Annotated in this window: 14 protein-coding genes; 5 read left to right on the top strand and 9 right to left on the bottom strand. The window is 66.9% G+C overall.

Features of this window, described 5'->3' with window-relative positions:
* Position 1: 1 nt before the first annotated feature.
* Positions 2-622 carry an L-threonylcarbamoyladenylate synthase gene (locus J7E87_RS02555; protein ID WP_215089361.1) on the top strand — a complete coding sequence of 207 codons (621 nt, stop codon included), beginning with the start codon at positions 2-4 and terminating at the stop codon, positions 620-622.
* 85 nt (positions 623-707) lie between these two features.
* Here the strand turns inward: J7E87_RS02555 and J7E87_RS02550 are convergent, their stop codons facing one another.
* From J7E87_RS02550 to J7E87_RS02520, 7 genes are all read right to left on the bottom strand, one after another.
* Positions 708-998, bottom strand: a complete 291-nt coding sequence (locus tag J7E87_RS02550) for a YkvA family protein (protein WP_215089360.1) — start codon at positions 996-998, stop codon at positions 708-710.
* 119 nt (positions 999-1,117) lie between these two features.
* On the bottom strand, positions 1,118-1,588 hold the full coding sequence (locus J7E87_RS02545) for a hypothetical protein (RefSeq protein ID WP_308312822.1): 471 nt from the start codon (positions 1,586-1,588) through the stop codon (positions 1,118-1,120).
* A 137-nt stretch (positions 1,589-1,725) separates the two neighbouring features.
* Positions 1,726-2,613 (bottom strand): RNA polymerase sigma factor SigF, encoded by an 888-nt coding sequence (locus J7E87_RS02540; RefSeq protein WP_215089358.1) that lies wholly within the window; start codon positions 2,611-2,613, stop codon positions 1,726-1,728.
* A gap of 128 nt (positions 2,614-2,741) precedes the next feature.
* Positions 2,742-5,279, bottom strand: coding sequence for a SpoIIE family protein phosphatase (locus J7E87_RS02535; protein ID WP_374195125.1), 2,538 nt, complete (start codon positions 5,277-5,279; stop codon positions 2,742-2,744).
* 60 nt (positions 5,280-5,339) lie between these two features.
* Positions 5,340-9,362, bottom strand: a complete 4,023-nt coding sequence (locus J7E87_RS02530) for a HAMP domain-containing protein (protein WP_215089356.1) — start codon at positions 9,360-9,362, stop codon at positions 5,340-5,342.
* Between the two features lie 603 nt (positions 9,363-9,965).
* Positions 9,966-10,136, bottom strand: a complete 171-nt coding sequence (locus tag J7E87_RS02525) for a hydrophobic protein (protein ID WP_215089354.1) — start codon at positions 10,134-10,136, stop codon at positions 9,966-9,968.
* Positions 10,137-10,327: 191 nt separating this feature from the next.
* Positions 10,328-10,675: a PRC-barrel domain-containing protein gene (locus J7E87_RS02520; protein WP_215089352.1), complete on the bottom strand. Its 348-nt coding sequence runs from the start codon at positions 10,673-10,675 to the stop codon at positions 10,328-10,330.
* A gap of 410 nt (positions 10,676-11,085) precedes the next feature.
* Between J7E87_RS02520 and J7E87_RS02515 the strand changes: the two genes are divergently transcribed.
* The 3 genes from J7E87_RS02515 (at position 11,086) to J7E87_RS02505 (ending at position 14,822) form a co-directional block, all read left to right on the top strand.
* Entirely contained in the window at positions 11,086-11,313 is a 228-nt protein-coding gene (locus tag J7E87_RS02515; RefSeq protein WP_215089349.1) for a DUF5133 domain-containing protein, read from the top strand.
* 84 nt (positions 11,314-11,397) lie between these two features.
* Complete coding sequence (locus J7E87_RS02510; RefSeq protein ID WP_215089347.1) at positions 11,398-12,705, top strand: ATP-grasp domain-containing protein; 1,308 nt, start codon at positions 11,398-11,400, stop codon at positions 12,703-12,705.
* Positions 12,706-12,794: 89 nt separating this feature from the next.
* A complete protein-coding gene (locus J7E87_RS02505; RefSeq protein ID WP_215089345.1) occupies positions 12,795-14,822 on the top strand; it encodes a CocE/NonD family hydrolase in 2,028 nt (675 codons plus the stop codon).
* Between the two features lie 118 nt (positions 14,823-14,940).
* Here J7E87_RS02505 and J7E87_RS02500 read toward each other — a convergent pair whose 3' ends face one another.
* Both J7E87_RS02500 and J7E87_RS02495 read right to left on the bottom strand, forming a co-directional pair.
* On the bottom strand, positions 14,941-15,864 hold the full coding sequence (locus J7E87_RS02500) for an anti-sigma factor RsbA family regulatory protein (protein ID WP_215089342.1): 924 nt from the start codon (positions 15,862-15,864) through the stop codon (positions 14,941-14,943).
* Entirely contained in the window at positions 15,861-16,127 is a 267-nt protein-coding gene (locus tag J7E87_RS02495) for an STAS domain-containing protein (RefSeq protein WP_308312821.1), read from the bottom strand. Before J7E87_RS02495 ends, J7E87_RS02500 begins: the two co-directional genes overlap by 4 nt.
* 250 nt (positions 16,128-16,377) lie before the next feature.
* On the opposite strand from J7E87_RS02495, the gene J7E87_RS02490 reads away from it, so the two are divergent.
* On the top strand, positions 16,378-17,274 hold the full coding sequence (locus tag J7E87_RS02490; protein WP_215089339.1) for a SigB/SigF/SigG family RNA polymerase sigma factor: 897 nt from the start codon (positions 16,378-16,380) through the stop codon (positions 17,272-17,274).
* Positions 17,275-17,615 lie beyond the last annotated feature (341 nt).

The raw sequence follows: 17,615 nt of genomic DNA, 5'->3' as shown, positions 1-17,615 counted from the left end.
GATGGCGAAGTACTTCGACGTGCACCCCGAGAATCCCCAGCGGCGCACCATCAGCAGTGTGGCCGACAGCATCCGATCCGGCGCGCTCGTCGTGTACCCGACGGACTCCTGCTACGCACTGGGATGCCAGCTGGGCAGTCGTGACGGCCTCAACCGGATCCGGTCGATCCGGAACCTCGACGATCGTCACCACTTCACCCTTGTGTGCCAGAACTTCGCGCAGTTGGGTCAGTTCGTGCACATCGACAACGACGTGTTCCGCGCGATCAAGGCAGCGACACCCGGCAGCTACACCTTCATCCTCCCTGCGACAAAGGAGGTGCCGCGCCAGCTGTTGCACCCCAAGAAGAAGACGGTCGGAGTCCGGATTCCTGACCATGCCGTAGCTCAGGCCCTACTCGCCGAGCTCGGTGAGCCGCTGCTCTCCAGCACCCTGCTCCTGCCCGACGAGGAGGAGCCGATGACACAGGGCTGGGAGATCAAGGAACGGCTCGACCATGTGGTGGACGCCGTGGTCGACTCGGGCGACTGCGGCACCGTGCCGACCACGGTCATCGACTTCTCCGGCGGCGAACTCGAGATCGTACGCCGAGGGGCAGGCGACACCGCGCGGTTCGAGTAGCCGCGTCATGTCCCCACCACGTGTGGGGCACGGGCGTGCGCCCAGGCGTCCCTGCCTGCACAGGGTCGGCGGTGCACGGTGGTCGTCAGCGTCGCCGGGCGAGGCCGGCGCTGTCCGCCGCGGTCTGCAGCGAACGCAGCGCGAGTAGGAGGAAGCCTATGTCGTCGAGGAAGACCGGGTCGGGCAGCAGGTCGACGGGACTCGCCAGGTAGATCAGGGCACCCCAGAAGGCCATCTTGTTCTCCACGGGAATTCCGGCGTCCCGCAGCAGCCGCCGTGCCCTCACCACTTTGATCAGAAGCACGCCGGCCAGCACCACGGTGGTGGCGATCAGCGCCGCGGCGACTGCTACCACCATCCACATTTCGGTATGCATAACCTCTCCCTTCCTCCAGGGAGAGGGGTACCCCGCTTTGGCGAAGTTGCTCAGCCAGGTGCCTCAGACGGGTGGCGCGGAACGGGCCTTGAAGGCCAGGGCCCCAGGAACGGCGCCGCCTACGCCTCGGGTTCCTCGAACCGGGCGTCCAGAACCGTGTCGAGTTCCGCCGCCCACTCCTTGAGCACTCCTCTGGACGGGGCCTCCACATCGACCTGGAACCAGCGCCGGTCGGACACATAGACCGTGACGCCGAACCGCCGCCCGAACCGAGGGGTGTCGATCTCCACCGCCCCGATCTCGTCCCAGCTGAATTCGGCTTCCTCCGCGTCCAGGCGGAAGGTGATGCCGGCCCGGTCGGCGACGATGGCGCCCCGCCGGTCGGACACCTCGAAGACGGGCCCGTCGTCCCCTTCGCCGGCGGGATCCTCCCGCGCTTTCGCGTCGAAGGCCTCCTCTGCCGGGGCGGCGTCCGTCGGCGTGGCTTCGCCGCTCTGCTCCGGGCCTGCCTCACTTGCCCCGTCCGCCCCCGCGGGGCGGACGGGTACCAGGCCGGGAATGTACGCCGGATCGAGCCCGGCGGCGTGCACCGGGGGGATGTTTGAATCTACGCGCTGCTGTTCCACGGCGAGAAGTATGGCCGACGAAGCTGTGCGAACCCCAACGGGGGGCGAAGCGACGCGCGATCAGGGTCATGTGCTCAGTGGGAAGCGACCATTGCGGGCGGTCAGTGGTCAATGAGCAAGCCGGTCCGCAGCTTCTTCAGTGTGCGGGCGAGGAGGCGGGAGACGTGCATCTGGGAGATGCCGAGTTCTTCGCCGATCTGGGACTGGGTCTTCTCTTGGCCGAAGCGCAGCTCGATGATGTGGCGTTCGCGGTCGTCCAGTTGGCCAAGGAGCGGGGCGAGGGCGTGGAGGTCTTCGAGGAGTTCTATCGCGGGGTCGCTCTCGCCGAGGATGTCGGCGTACGCGGGGGCGCTGCCGGCGCCGTCGTCGTTGGAGCCGCCCGGCGTGTCGAGGGAGCCGGCGGCGTAGCCGTTGGAGGCGATGAGGCCTTCGACGATTTCGTCCTCGCTGAGACTGAGGTGCTCGGCCAACTCCGTCACGGTGGGCCGGCGGTCCAGGCGTGTGGAGAGTTCTTCCTTGGCCTTGGTCAGGTCGACATGCAGTTCCTGGAGGCGACGGGGGACGTGGACGGCCCAGCTGGTGTCGCGGAAGAAGCGCTTGATCTCTCCGACGATGCAGGGGATGGCGAAGGAAGTGAACTCGACTTCGCGCGACAGGTCGAAGCGGTCGATGGCTTTGATCAGGCCGATGGTGCCGACCTGGATGATGTCCTCCATCTCACCGTTGCCCCGGTTGCGGAAGCGGCGGGCGGCGAACCGGACCAGGGACAGGTTCATCTCGATGAGCGTGTTGCGGGCGTACTGATACTCGTGGGTGCCTTCGTCAAGAACCTGCAGCCGGTCGAAGAACAGCTTCGACAGCTCGCGGGCGTCCTTCGGGGCGATCTTCTCCGTGTCCTCGATCCACGGCAGTTCACCAACCCTGTCCTGGAAGTTCTCCAGCGGCAGCGACTCTGTGCCGGTGCGTGTGGACGGTGTGGCTGTCGACATGCGTCATCCTTTCCAGAGTGAAGGTCTGGCCAGAACGCGCCTTCCCCGACCGCGCATGAGCATTCCTGTCGGGTTTTGCGATGACTGGAAAAACCGCGGGCCCGATCAGGTCGGCCTTGAGCGCATCATCACTCCACCTGGAGGCCGACGACGCATGTGTCGTCATCGGTGTCCGCCCTGCTGTGAGTGAGCAGCCGGTCCAGTTGTTGTTCCAGAGACTGGGTGGCAACGCTCGCGGTGGCGATCAGATGCTGCAGTGAGTCCTGGATGGGGGAGTCTCTTCGCTCGACCAGTCCGTCCGTGTACATCAGGAGCCTGTCGCCCACCTCGAGTCGCACTTCGCCTTCCTCGTACTCCGCTTGTGCGACTGCGCCGAGCAGCATGCCGCGGATGAGCGGCAGTTTCGTGGTCTCCTGTTCGGTCACCAGAACGGGCGGCAGGTGACCGGCACGGGCCCAGCGCAGGATGCGGCGGCTGGGATCGTAAAGTCCGCAGACCGCGGTGGCGGTGACCGGATCGGTCAGGTGGTGGGCCACTACGTTGAGCCAGGTCAGGAGCTGCGCGGGGCCCGCGCCGGTGACAGCGAGGCCCCGTAGGGCGTTACGGAGGACGATCATGCTGGTCGCTGCCTCGATGCCATGGCCCGCGATGTCACCGACGCAGACGAGGACCTGTTTCGATGGCAGGACGAACGCGTCGTACCAGTCGCCGCCGACCAGGTGCTCGGTTTCCGCCGGCCGGTAGCGCACTCCGATGCTGAGCCCGGGTGCGTCGATGGGGCCCCGGGTCGGCGGCATGATCGCCTGCTGGAGTTGCAGCGCGAGGCGGTTGCGCTCGGCCGACTCCTGTTCCGTGTGGGCGAGTTGGTCACGGGTTGCTGCCAACGCCACCTCGGTCCAGTGCTGAGAGGAGATGTCCTGGAAGGCACCTCGTACAGCGAGCAGCCGATCGTCCGCGTCGAGGACCGGCTCAGCGACGACCCGGACGTGCCGAGTAACGCCGTCGGGACGTTGCAGACGGAAGGCAGTGGAAGCGGACCGCCGGTGCTGAAAGAGGGTGCGCAGAAAGCGGCCGAGGGTGACAGCGTCGTCGGGGTGGGCGTGCGCGGGCAATTGCTCCAAGGGGATTGGCGCAGCGGTTGGCGGCAGGCCGTGGAGGCTGTGCAGTTGTTGGTTCCATGTGATCCTGCCGGATGTGGTGTTCTCCTCGAATCCGCCAATGCGGCCCAGGCGCTGCGCGTGCTGAAGGAGGCTGGCCAGCCTGCCTGCTTCGTCCTCTATCCGCCAGATGAGTAGTACAGCACCGCCGTGCCTGCTGATACTGATGTCGGCGACAGCTTCGAGCGGTACCTGATCGACCAGCGCGGTGAGAGTCATCCGCTGGGCGTGGAAGGGTTCACCGGTGGCATGCACCCGCTCCACCTTCTCGAACAGCTCACTGTCGCCGGCGGCCATGGGGTAGGCCTCCAGGAGCATCGCCCCGCTGACGGCGCTGCGCGGCCGCCCCGCGGGATCGACGAAGTGACGGTTTGTGTGATGGATACGGAAGTCGGTCAGGTGCCCGTCGGCCTCGAGGTGAGGCAGCAGCACCAGAGCGGGATCGTAGAGGCCGTCGACGAGGTCGACCAGTTCGGCGAGGTCTCGTTTCAGCGCATTGGGTGCGCCGGGAGAACCGATGACTGCCGCTGTGTGCGTTTCCAGTGTGTGGGCACACAGTTCGGCGAGGGCTTCCACCTGACGCTGGATCTGAGGCGGTTGCGGCGCGAGGCGATGGGGCCAGCAGATTTCCAGGACTCCGATGATCCGGCCGCCGGCGCCGGCCGGTACGGCCACTCGGCCGCCACCGGTTGCCTGATAATCGCTGATCGACGGAAGGCCGGCTTCCGCGAGTGCCTGGAACCACACGGTCTTGCGCTCGGTCAGCGCCCGTCGGGCCACCGTCTCCACACCGGGCGGCACGTATCGCCAGCGCCCGGCTTCTTCCGCGGCGAACCCGGCGTTGCCGGCGAGGGTGAGCGACGCGTCATGTCCTGCGGCCCAGATGGCGACCGCGGTGGCCCCCAGCGGGGCGAGCGCGTGTTGCAGGACCGACTCGGCCACGGCCTGCGTGTCGTCCGCGGCCAGTGCGCCGCTCTCGGCTGCGCGCAGCCGCACCGCGACAGATCTGCCCTTCCTGTCGGATGTCTCACTGGCGGTGTTGGTCCGGGAAATGAAGTCGTGGGCCGCCTCGGCGAAACTGTCCTGAGCGGACTGATTGATGATGTCGGCAGCCAGCTCAAGCTGTGACATGCCCGTTTGTTCGGCCAGGCCGGCGAGGTGCCCGGCGGCCTCGGTGGGGCCGCAGTGGAACCGCTCGATCAGGACGCCTTTGGCCAGCTCGATCAAGGCACGGCCATCAGCGGCGGCATGGGCTGCTTGGACTTCACGGCGAAGGCGTTCCACTGTGGCGGCCAGTCGGCCGACCGCCGATGCGCCGACCGGGTCGGCGCCGGCCTCGGCCTGGGCTTCCTCCACGATGACGGAGAGCCCGGAGTCCGCCTCGTCGCTGGTGTCCTCTTCCAGCCGGTGGGGCGGGGGCACGCTCACGCGGGGGTACTGGTGATCGGAGGCGGCTTCCAGCGGCCCGTCATCCCGGACGGGCTCTTCGGGCGGCTGGAGGGTATTCACCGTGCTGCTCCTGACAGGGTGGTTGACGCGAGAATGCGGTAGGCAGGGGCGGGGCGACGACTACGTGTTCACCCAGCGGCGGACGCACGCGATGAGTTCATCGGCGTCCAACGGTTTGGTGACGTAGTCGCTGGCTCCCGCGGCCAGGCACTTCTCGCGGTCCCCAGGCATGGCCTTGGCCGTCACGGCGATGACGGGCAGAGCGCTGTGGGCAGGCATCCGCCGAATCTCCGCGGTGGCGGTATAGCCGTCCATCTCCGGCATCATCACGTCCATCAGGATCAGGTCGATGCCGGGGTTCTCGGAGAGGGTGTCGATGCCCTTGCGGCCGTTCTCGGCGTGCAGAACGTTGACGCCGTGGAGTTCGAGGATGCCGCTGAGGGCGTACAGGTTACGGGCGTCGTCATCGACGACGAGGACGGTGCGCCCGGCCAGGGCTTCGTCGGTGTCCTGCGGCGATGCGTGTGCGGCTTCCTCGGGTCGCATGAGTGGCAGGACGTCGCCCGGCTGCTCGGCGGAGAGGTGCAGGGCGATGCGTTCCCGCAGCTCGTCCAGGCTGGAGAGCAGCTCCAGCGGCTGGGTCTCGGCACGCGCCTGCAGTTTCCGTTCGTGTGGCGGGTCCAGACGACGGTTGTTGTGGGCCAGGACGGGAACGCCGCGCAGTCCCGCGTCGCCATCCATGGCGTCGAGGAAGCGGAGGGCTTCGCCGTCGGGCATGTCAAGGTCCAGTACGACGCAGTGGCAGGATTCCGCGGCGAGCGCGGCGGCCGCTTCCTGGGCTCCGAGGGCGCTGATGACTTCCACTGAGGCACGCGGGTCGGTCAGGTCGCGGCTGTCGGTGAACTCGGCGACGGTGCTTTCGGCGACCAGCGCCATGAGGCCGCGCGGCCGTTCCTCGATCACCAGAAGGCGTCTTTGTCGCGGGAACGTTTGAAGGGCGGTGGGAGCGGCGGGACGAACAGTGTCGTAGGGGGCCGTTTCGCTTCTGCCGACTTCAGCGCTCTGGGCCAGCGAGGCGCGGTGCTCGAAGTCCGCGCGGCACGCGGGGAGATAAAGGGTGAAGGTGCTTCCCTGGCCCAGCGTGCTCTCAGCGGTGACCGCGCCTCCGAGCAGGTGGGCAATCTCCCTGCTGATGGACAGACCCAGCCCGGTGCCGCCGTAGTTTCGGCTGGTGGTGCCGTCTGCTTGCTGGAAGGCGCCAAAGATGGATTCCAGCTGCTGCTCAGCGATGCCGATGCCGGAATCCTTGACCCGGAACGCCACGGTGGGTCCGACCCGGCGCATGGCCTGCGGCAGTTCGCTCTCCGCCGCTGTCTCAATGCGTAGTTCAACACTGCCGCGTTCGGTGAACTTGACCGCGTTGGACAGCAGATTGCGCAGTACCTGACGCAGCCGCGCGTCGTCGGTGAGCAGGTCGGTCGGCACTCCGGGGGCTGTGGTGATCGTGAAGCCCAGGCTCTTTTGAATGGTGAGTGGCTGGAAGGTGGCTTCGACATACTCCAGGAGTCGGCGCAGCGGCACTATCTCCGGATTGATGTCCATCTTGCCGGCCTCGACCTTCGACAGGTCCAGGATGTCGTTGATCAATTGCAGCAGATCTGAACCGGCTGAGTGGATGATGCCCGCGTACTCGACTTGCTTGGGCGTGAGGTTTCGCGTGGGGTTCTGCGACAGAAGCTGCGCGAGGATGAGGAGACTGTTCAGCGGGGTCCGCAGCTCGTGGCTCATGTTGGCCAAGAACTCCGACTTGTATTTCGAAGCGAGGGACAGCTGCTGTGCCCGGGCCTCCAGCTCGCCCCGCGCTTGCTCGATCTCCAGGTTCTTGGCCTCGATGTCGCTGTTCTGCGCGGCCAGCAGCGCGGCCTTCTCCTCCAGCTCGGCGTTGGACCTCTGCAGCTCCTCCTGCTGCACCTGCAGTTCCTCCGAGCGTGCCTGGAGCTCGCTTGCCAGGCGTTGCGACTCCTCGAGCAGCTCGTCGGTGCGGGCGTTGGCCACGATGGTGCTGACGTTGACGCCCACGGTCCCCATGAGGCGTTCGAGGAAGTCGCGGTGGACGGGCGCGAAGGAACTGAAGGACGCGAGCTCGATGACACCGAGGACTTGGTCCTCGACGAGAATCGGCAGCACGATCAGGCTGCCCGGCGTTGTCCGGCCAAGGCCGGACGAGAGGGTGACGTAGTCGCCCGGGACATCGTCCGCGGCGATGACGCGGCGGCTGCGCGCAGCCTGGCCGACCAGGGATTCGCCGAGCTTGAACCGTGTGTCCCGGGCGGCTCCCGCGGGGCGGCCGTAGGAGCCGACAAGCGTCAGTTCCACACCCTCCTCGCCGTCAACGGCGAGATAGAAAGCACCGTACTGAGCCTCCACGAGAGGGGTCAGCTCGTCCATGATGGTCTCGGCCACGACAGTGAGGTCCCGGTGGCCCTGCATCAAGCCGGAGATGCGCGCGAGATTTGTCTTCAGCCAGTCCTGCTCATGGTTGGCCCGGGTGGTTTCCCGCAGCGACCCAACCATCGAGTTGATGTTGTCCTTGAGCTCGGCGACCTCGCCGGAAGCGTCCACGGTGATGGAGCGGGTCAGATCGCCCTCCGCCACAGCGCTGGTCACCTCCGCGATGGCCCGTACCTGCCGCGTCAGGTTGCCTGCCAACTCGTTGACGTTCTCCGTGAGGCGCTTCCACATACCCGAAACGCCCTCGACCTCCGCCTGGCCCCCGAGGCGGCCCTCGCTGCCGACCTCCCGGGCGACACGCGTCACCTCGGCTGCGAAGGACGACAGCTGGTCGACCATCGTGTTGATGGTGGTCTTGAGTTCCAGGATTTCGCCACGCGCATCGACGTCGATCTTCTTCGACAGGTCACCATTGGCGACAGCGGTGGTCACCAGGGCGATGTTGCGTACCTGGCCGGTCAGGTTGTTCGCCATTGAGTTGACGTTCTCTGTCAGGTCCTTCCAGGTCCCGGCCACGTTGGGTACGTGCGCCTGGCCCCCGAGGTTGCCTTCCGTGCCGACCTCGCGTGCGACGCGGGTCACCTCGTCGGCGAAGGCGGAGAGCTGGCCGACCATCGTGTTGATGGTGTCCTTCAGCTCGAGGATCTCGCCGCGCGCGGTCACGTTGATCTTCTGGGACAGGTCGCCCTTGGCGACCGCGGTGGCCACTTGCGCGATCGAACGCACCTGAGCGGTGAGGTTGCCGGCCATGAAGTTCACCGAGTCGGTCAGGTCCCGCCAGGTGCCGGAGACCCCCTTGACGTCCGCCTGCCCGCCGAGCCTGCCCTCGGTGCCGACCTCGCGTGCGACGCGGGTCACCTCGTCGGCGAACGCCGAGAGTTGTTCGACCATGGTGTTGATCGTGTTCTTCAGCTCGAGGATCTCGCCGCGGGCATCGACGGTGATCTTCTGGGACAGATCGCCCTTGGCGACCGCTGTGGTGACCTGGGCGATGTTGCGGACCTGATTGGTGAGGTTGCCGGCCATGAAGTTCACCGAGTCGGTCAGGTCCCGCCAGACGCCACCGACGCCGGGTACCTGCGCCTGACCACCGAGGCGGCCCTCGCTGCCGACCTCGCGTGCCATGCGCGTGACTTCGTCGGCGAACGCGGAGAGCTGGTCGACCATCGTGTTGACGGTCTCCTTCAACTCCAGGATCTCGCCGCGGGCATCGACATCGATCTTCTGGGACAGATCGCCCTTGGCCACCGCTGTGGCCACTTGCGCGATGTCACGCACCTGTGTGGTGAGGTTGCCGGCCATGGCGTTCACCGAGTGGGTGAGATCCGCCCAGGTGCCGGACACGCCTGGTACCTCGGCCTGGCCGCCCAGTGTTCCTTCGGTGCCCACCTCGCGGGCCACGCGGGTCACCTCGGATGTGAACAAGGACAGCTGGTCGACCATGCCGTTGAAGACCGTGGCGATCTCACCGAGCAAGCCGTCGGCCTCATTGGGCAGCCGGGTGCCGAAATCACCGTCGCGGACGGCGGTCAGCCCGGCAAGCAGCTGCCGCAATTCCTGCTCACCGGCCTTGGTGCCGCCGCGTGCGGCCGTGCTGCGCCCCGCAGACCGTGGTCCGGTCGTGTCAGCCATGTCAACCTCACTCGAATTCGGCCGCTACGAGAGCAGTACACAGAGATACGAAGTGCCCACCACGGACAGATCGTGAATGCCGAGCCCACGCTTCCATCCGCCGCCCCTAGAAGACGGCAAAATTCGCCAAAGACTAGCCCACGAGCTGCGATACCGACAAAGATCGGCGGAAGCGTATGTTCCGGCGGTGCGCCGCAAGGGAGCGAGGCGTCGGACGAGGCTGTAGGGGTGGGGAGTTGATCCTGCGGGGGCGCATCGAGACTCGTTGCTGCCGTGGGAGCGGCGGTCGGCGAGGAAACCGGCTGTTGGGCACGGCCGGGGGATGCGGCGGGAGAACGACTGCGCGGTTGCGGACGGCCACGGATCGATGGGGTGGCGCGGCCGTCCGGCGCCCCGCCGCCGACGGTCGGATGTGCGCTGGAACGCCTGCCGTGTCCTCGTCAGCCTTGCCGTAGGCGGCTGTCGGTTGAACAACTCGGTCCAGGGGCCGGCATTGCGCTCGTCCTGCGTGCACCGGAGCCCTGTTCGCCAGAAACAAATGCAGCGCGGTGCGGCCCCCGACAAGATGTCGGGGGCCGCACCGCGAATGTGGGAGTCGTACGGCTACCAGCGGTACCAGCGGCCGCGACTTCCACCGGTTCCGGCGGAGCGAATGACGAAACCGAGCAGCCATACGGCGAGCACGATCACCGCCACGATCCACAGTGCCTTCAATGCGAATCCGGCACCGAAGAGAATCAGGGCGAGCAGTAGAACGAGAAGCAGGGGAACCATAGTTATCAACCTCCAGAACCTCGTGTGCCCTGAGGTTGAGCCTTCATGCATTCGTTCCTATGTGTTTGGCGTGGCGCTCTCTGGGCATTCGCCGTCGCCTGCGTGCAGTGCGCGGCGAAAGGGAAGTGGCCACATGAACTTGGGGGGTGGGGCCGGCGTACCCGGCCCCACCCCCCAGCGTCCCGCGAATGTCAGGTGCGGTAGCCGCTGTAGTGGTCGCCGGTCTGCTGACGGTGTCCGAGGTCGCTGAGGTGCCTGTCCTTGTCGAACTCGGGTGCGTCCTTGATCTGGTCCTTGGTGCAGTCGACGTAGATCTTTTCCTCGGCGGCGTCGACCCGGGTGACAGTGCCGGCGGGCAGCAGGACGTGCTTGCCGAAGATCCAGACTCCGGTGTCGACGACCAGGTACGAGGATCCGACCTCGTCGGAATGCTTGTCGACCTTGCCGATGCTTCCGTCGGTCGCCTCGACCTTGAAACCGACCAGGCTGCCGCCTGCGGTGTACCCGGTCGTCGGCTGGTAGCCCCAGATGTCGCTCATGAAGTATGACTCCTCTGTCGACGGTGTTGTCGCCACGGGAACGGCCGCTGAAATGCGGCGTCCGTTCCTCTTTCATTCGGCTGCCCAGCATTTCGCTGCCAACGCACGGCACTCGAAGTTCTCTTCGCATGGAACGGGCAGTGGCCAGGAATCAAAGGCCTATGAGGGGAATCCGGGCAGAAGCGGAATCACCGTTCGCCCTCCGTCGCAAAGCTCCCTGCAACGCAGCGGTGTCGGCTCGGGGTTACCGGAATGTCAGCAGGGCGACAGCGGCACCGTAACGCGACAACTCCGGCCTTTCGCACCCGGGGGAGTCCCTCTCCCTTGATCGTGACGGCATGTCGTGAGAGGCGGGGGGTAGCCGGGGGACAACCCCACCCCCGGCGGCCGTTGCCTGTAGGAGGCTCCCTGTGCTGATGGCTCACCCTGTCGTCCTGCGCAATCTGATCGAACAGTACGACGCGCTGCGTGTGCTGAGTGCCGAGGACGGGTCACCGCAGGCCCGACAGCGAATGGACGATCTCGTTTACACGCTGTGCGTCTCGACCGGCACCGGCGACATCGACACCGCTCTCGTCGCGGCCCGCAACCGGCTCCCCGGGGCCCGCACCGAGGACGACTCTGTGCTGAGCGCCTGACCCAGCCCAGCCGAGCGGGGCCGACCGCCGCGTGGCGGATACGGAACACCCCGGACACAGGACACCAAAACCCGAGGAGAATCGGTGAGCGAGAAGAACATCTTCGTGATCGGCCTGGACGACGCCAACCTGCCCACCTTGCACAACTCGCCCGGTGCGCGGGAGTACCGCTTTCACCCCCTTTTGACCATCGAGGAACTGCAGGTCGGCGAAGTGTCCGTGCCTGCCCTGCTGGAGAAGGCGCAGGAAATACTGGACGCGTTCGATGGAAGCATCGACGCGATCGTCGGGTACTGGGACTTCCCGGTGAGCACACTCGTACCGATCTTGAGCGAGCGGTACGGCACGCGCAGCACCAGTCTGGAGTCGGTCGTCAAGTGCGAGCACAAGTACTGGAGCCGACTGGAGCAGCAGAAGGTCGTCGAGGAGCACCCACGCTTCGGCCGGGTCGATCTGGAGGCGGGGGATCCGCATCCGCCGGAAGGCGTCCGTTTCCCGATGTGGCTCAAGCCCGCATTGTCGTACTCGTCGGAGCTGGCCTTCGGGGTGAAGAACGAGGACGAGTTCCGCGCGGCGGTGGATGAGATCCGCGCGGGGGTCGGCCGCGTCGGCCGCCCGTTCGAGTACATCCTCGACCAGCTGAACCTGCCGTCGGAGATGGAGGGCGTCGGAAGCCAGGTGTGTCTGGCGGAGGAAGCGCTGTCGGGCATCCAGGTCGCGGTGGAGGGATACGTCCACCAAGGCGAGGTCACCGTCTACGGCGCGCTGGACTCCATCAACTATCCCGGCAGCTCGTGCTTTCTGCGCCATCAGTACCCCTCGACGCTCCCCGAACCCGTGGTGCGGCGCCTGCGTGACGTCTCCGAGCGGGTGATACGCCAGATCGGGATGGACTCGGCGACGTTCAGCATCGAGTACTTCTACGACCCGCGGACCGACGCGATCAACCTGCTGGAGATCAATCCCCGGCACTCACAGTCGCACGCCGAACTGTTCGAGTATGTCGACGGTGTGCCAAACCACCACTGCATGCTCAGCCTCGCCCTCGGCAAGGACCCGAGCCTGCCTGACGGCGCCGGTCCCTACAAGGCAGCCGCCAAGTGGTACTACCGGTGGTTCGCCGACGGCGTCGTGCACGACGTGCCCTCGCGAGAGGACCTGAGGCGCATCGAGCAGGAGATCCCCGGAGTGCGGATCGACATGGTGCCCGAGGAGGGGCAGCGGCTGTCGCGGATGCCCGGGCAGGACAGCTACAGCTTCGAACTGGCCCACATCTTCACCGGAGGGGACAGCGAAGAGGATCTGCGCGAGAAGTATGACCGTTGCGTCGCGGCCCTGAAGCTCACCTTCGACCGGACCACACCCGGAAGCCGGGACGAGAAGAACAGCTGAGGCAGGACGGTCGGTCCCGACCGGTGTGCCGGGCAGGACCCAGGGCAGCCGTCCAGGACGAGCCCCAGGAGAAGGAGAGAGACGGCTGTATGCGTTTTGTCAGTAATCTGCCGTACGCGACAACGGAAGAAGAGCACGTCGCCATCCCCATGTCCGACGGCATCTGCCTGTCGGCGCGGATCTGGCGTCCGGTCTCCTCGGACGCGGAACCGGTGCCGGCCGTGCTGGAGTACATCCCGTACCGCAAACGCGACCTGTCCTCGGTACGCGACTCCATGCACCACCCGTACATCGCCGGTCACGGCTACGCATGTGTCCGCGTCGACATGCGCGGCACCGGCGAGTCGGAAGGCGTCCTGGCGGACGAGTACCTGGAGCAGGAACAGACCGACGCCGAGGACGTCCTCGCCTGGCTGGCCGAGCAGCCCTGGTGCGACGGCAGTACGGGCATGATGGGCATCTCGTGGGGCGCGTTCGCCGCCCTTCAGGTCGCCGCACGCCGGCCGCCGAGCCTGCGAGCCATCGTCATCGCATCCTTCACCGACGACCGGTACGCCGACGACATGCACTACATGGGCGGCGCCCTGCTGTCGGACAACCTGGCCGAGGCGGGCACCATGTTCGCCTACGCCACCTGCCCGCCGGACCCCGCCGTCGTAGGCGAGCGCTGGCGTGAGATGTGGCACGAACGCCTGGAGAACACTCGCCCGTGGGTGCTGGAGTGGCTGCGCCACCAGCGCCGCGACGCGTACTGGCAGCACGCCTCGGTCTGCGAGAACTACCAGGACGTGCGCTGTCCCGTCCTCGCCTCCAGCGGCTGGGCGGACGGCTACTCGAACGCGGTGACCCGTCTGCTGGGCAATCTGGACGTACCGCGCAAGGGCCTGATCGGCCCGTGGTCGCACAAGTTCCCCCACCTCGGCGAACCGGGCCCCGCCATCGGCTACCTGCAAGAGGTCGTCGCCTGGTGGGATCACTGGCTCAAGGGCGTCGACAACGGAGTCATGGACGGGCCCATGCTGCAGACGTGGATGCAGGACAGTGTGCCGCCCTCCACCGCGTATGAGGACCGGCCCGGCCGCTGGGTGGGCGAACCGGCCTGGCCCTCACCGCATGTCGAGCCGACCGCTCACCCGCTCAGCAGGCACCGCATCGGCGCCCCTGGTGAGACGACGCCGAACGAGGACGTCCTGACCGTGCAGTCGCCCCTGTCCGTCGGTCAGTTCGCCGGCAAGTGGGCCTCGTACAACGCACCGCCGGACCTGCCCTACGACCAGCGGGAGGAGGACGGCGGCTCACTGGTCTTCGACACCGACGAACTCACCGAGCGTGTCGAGATCCTCGGCTCCGCCAGCGTCGAACTGGACCTGTCGGTCAGCGAACCGGTCGCCATGGTCGCCGCCCGGCTGTCCGACGTGGCCCCCGACGGCAGCGCCACCCGCGTCACTTACGGCCTGCTCAATCTCACCCACCGCGATGACACCGGAGCCCCGGAGCCCCTGGAACCCGGTACGCGCTACCGGGCCACCGTCCATCTCAACAGCGTGGCCCAGGCTTTCCCGCCCGGACACCGCATCCGGTTGTCGCTGTCCACCTCCTACTGGCCGCTCGCCTGGCCACCGCCCCGGCCAGTGCTGTTGAGCGTGTACGAGGGCGCCAGCAGCCTGACGCTGCCGCTGCGTCCCACGCGGGAGCCCGACCACCTTCCCCAGCGTCCGTTCGGCGAGCCCGAGGGCACAGCACCCCTGGCCACCACCCAGCTGACACCCCGGGAGCAACGCTGGGAGGTCAAACGGGACCTGGTCGGCTACAACTCCGAGCTCGAGATCGTCAAGGACCGCGGCATGGTGCGCTACGACGACATCGGTCTCGACGTCGGTCTGCGGGCTTACGAGAGGTATGTGGCCGTCGCCGACGACTTCACCTCGGTCGGCGGGGAAACGACTTGGACCATGCGGTTCCGCCGGGACGACTGGGACGTGCGGGTGGAGACCCGTACCGCGCTGAGGTCCAGCGAGACCGAGTTCTTCGTCGACGCCACCCTGGACGGTTTCGAAAACGACCGCCGGGTCTTCTCCCGTACCTGGAACGAGACGCTCCCTCGCGACCTCCTGTAGGAGCAGCGAGCCGCGTGGACGTAGACGCCGACGGGGGACGATCTCGGGTTGTCCGGGCACGTACACCCGGCCGACGTGCAGTTCGCCCCGGCCATCGGCCAACAGTGCTGCGTCCCGGTCAGTTCCCGAGGTGGAAGCGGATCGCGGTGCCCTCCGGGCCGGTGTGGACGCGGACCAGGTCGGTGAGGTAGTTGACCATCAGCAGGCCCCGGCCGCCGAGTTGGTCGCGCAAGGGCGGACGACGGCCCGCCAGTGGGTCACTCAGGTGCCCTGAGTCTCTCACCTCGCACAGGACCTGCCCGCCCTCGCCCCAGACCCATACGGTGCCTGATCCCCCACCGTGCACAACGCTGTTGGTGGTCAGCTCGGCGACAGCCAGGGCGAAATCCTCAACACGCTCACCCGTCAGACCCAGGTACTTGGCCCGATCGACCGCGAAGTCCCTGGCATCGGGCAGGCATTCGGCTTCAAAGGCGAACACGGCGGCCCGCGGCGGGCGGGCCAGCGGCTGGTTGTACGCAGCCACGACGCGGTCGGGGTCGTATGTGCCGCTGAGCTCCTCACGTCCTGCGTCGACGACGACGGGGTGGGTGGCGTACGCGTCAGCGAGCACCGCGGGATCGAGCCGTGCGGCGTCATAGGGGCACAGGATGGTGACTTCGCGTCCGCGGAACGCGGTGTTGATCAGTGCCTCGTGCTGGACACAGGCCGGGTATTCGGCCGGAGTACGGCCGGGCCAGATCGGCTCACCGATGATCTGCACCCGTCGGGTGGGATGGGCATCGGCAAAGGCCAACAATACCTTGGGAATGATCCGTCCCGGGTTGCGCCCGGCGGCTTTCATGTCGATGAGCTGCACGGCTTCGGCGCTTTTCCCCAGCTCCGCGCGGAGCAGTTCGAGGTTGCTCCCGGGGACTGCTACCGCCACCGGCTCGCCCGCAGCGAGACCCTTCTGGATGAACGGCACAGTCCCGGCCAGGTACTCCTGGCTATTTTGGTAGAACAGCGCCGGGTGGACGAAAGACTCAGCCGAGTGCGTCACTTCGTCGTCACCTCAATCGCCGCCAAGCCGGGCCAGAACATCTCCAAAGCGCGCAGCAGCGCGGGCGGCGGCCCCTTGAGGACCATGCGCCTGCCGCTGCCCAGATGCTGGGCAGCGACCGCCACGGCGGACGCACCCGCGACGTCGACGAACGTCACCCCAGACATATCCAGGTAAACGTCCCCACCCCCGTCGACCATTCCCTCCAGTGCCCGCTCCCACTCCGTGCGCGTGGTCAGAGTGATCTCACCTGCCGCGTGCACCCCCCGCCCATCCGTCAGCGGACAGATCTCCAACGCGGCCAACCTGCGTGGCGATGATGCTGTCGGCGGGTCCGCACCAAGTGAGGCATCCATACTCCCACCCCCACAGAGTCGGCATCGTCGCACTTCGCTGACCCTACCTCCACCGCGTTCCCCGGATCACGCGGAATGAAGGTGACAGACATGGAGCACTCACATCCGGGAAGGCGCGGTTAGGAGAAGAGCGCACGACGACGGAATGGCTGGGGACATGACAGGGACTTCTGTGCAGACGGCCGACACCGTGCAGGCTGAGGCCGGAGCGTCTTCTCCGGTCGCGATGCCGGCCCGCGTCGATGAGCTGCCCTGGATCGAGGACGCGGGGAAGGTCGCCCCGAAGGATGCCAAGGCCCTTTCGAAGCTGTTCTTCGACCGGCTCCAGGTTCTCGAGGAGGGCACGCACGAGTACCAGTACGCGCGCAACACTCTCATCGAGATGAACCTCACCCTGGTGCGGTTCGCCGCGAGCCGCTTCCGTAACCGCGGCAGCGGCGACATGGAGGACATCATCCAGGTCGGCACCATCGGTCTCATCAAAGCCATTGACCGCTTCGACCTGTCCCGCGAGGTCGAGTTCGCCTCCTTCGCCGTTCCCTGCATCGTCGGCGAGATCAAGCGGTTCTTCCGCGACACCACCTGGGCCGTCCACGTCCCCCGGCGCCTGCAGGAACTGCGCGTGGGGATCGCCCAGGCAAAGGAACAGCTCGCCGACGGCCTGGACCGCGACCCGACGGTGAAGGAACTCGCCGAGCACATGAAGCTCAGCGAGGACGAGATCATCGAAGGCCTCATCGCCTCCAACGGCTACATCGCAGGCTCCCTCGACATGCCCAACGACCTCGGCGACGACGGCCGGGCCAACAAGGCGCGAACGATCGCCGACGTGATGGGAGCGCCGGACCCCGCCCTTGAGACGATGGAAGATCTGCATACCCTGGCCCCCCTCCTGGAACGGCTCGAGGACCGGGAGCGACGCATGATCGAGATGCGCTTCGGCCAGGAGATGACCCAGTCTCAGATCGGCGCCGAACTGGGCATCTCCCAGATGCACGTCTCCCGACTCCTCACCCGCACGCTCACCACGCTTCGCACCGGCATGTTCGCCTGACCCTGGGCCGGCTGATCATGCCCGAACTCGCGCCCGCCGCCGACGAGGCGGTCGTCCACAAGACGAGCGCGGACAGCTTCCTGGACATCGGTCTCGACAAGCCCTTGAAGGTGCTGGGACGCTGAGCCGCCTCAGTACGGACGACGGGTCGCCCCCGCCCGGCGGTAAAGCAGTCGGCGCCCGAGGACGAGCAGGGCGCGGGACCACCTGGTGCAGGCCATCGGATCGGCCTGGGGTTCGCGACGGGAGTCCCGCAGCGGAAAGACCACGAGGTGCACCCTCGCTCCCGATGGCGGCGGCGATCCGCCACGACCGCCTCGATGACCCTTCGCGGCACCGCG

This window comes from Streptomyces sp. ISL-1 (assembly GCF_018614585.1).
GTDB lineage: Bacteria > Actinomycetota > Actinomycetes > Streptomycetales > Streptomycetaceae > Streptomyces > Streptomyces maoxianensis.
The sequence above is the reverse complement of the archived record's forward strand: the minus strand, read 5'-3'. Positions and strand labels throughout refer to the sequence as shown.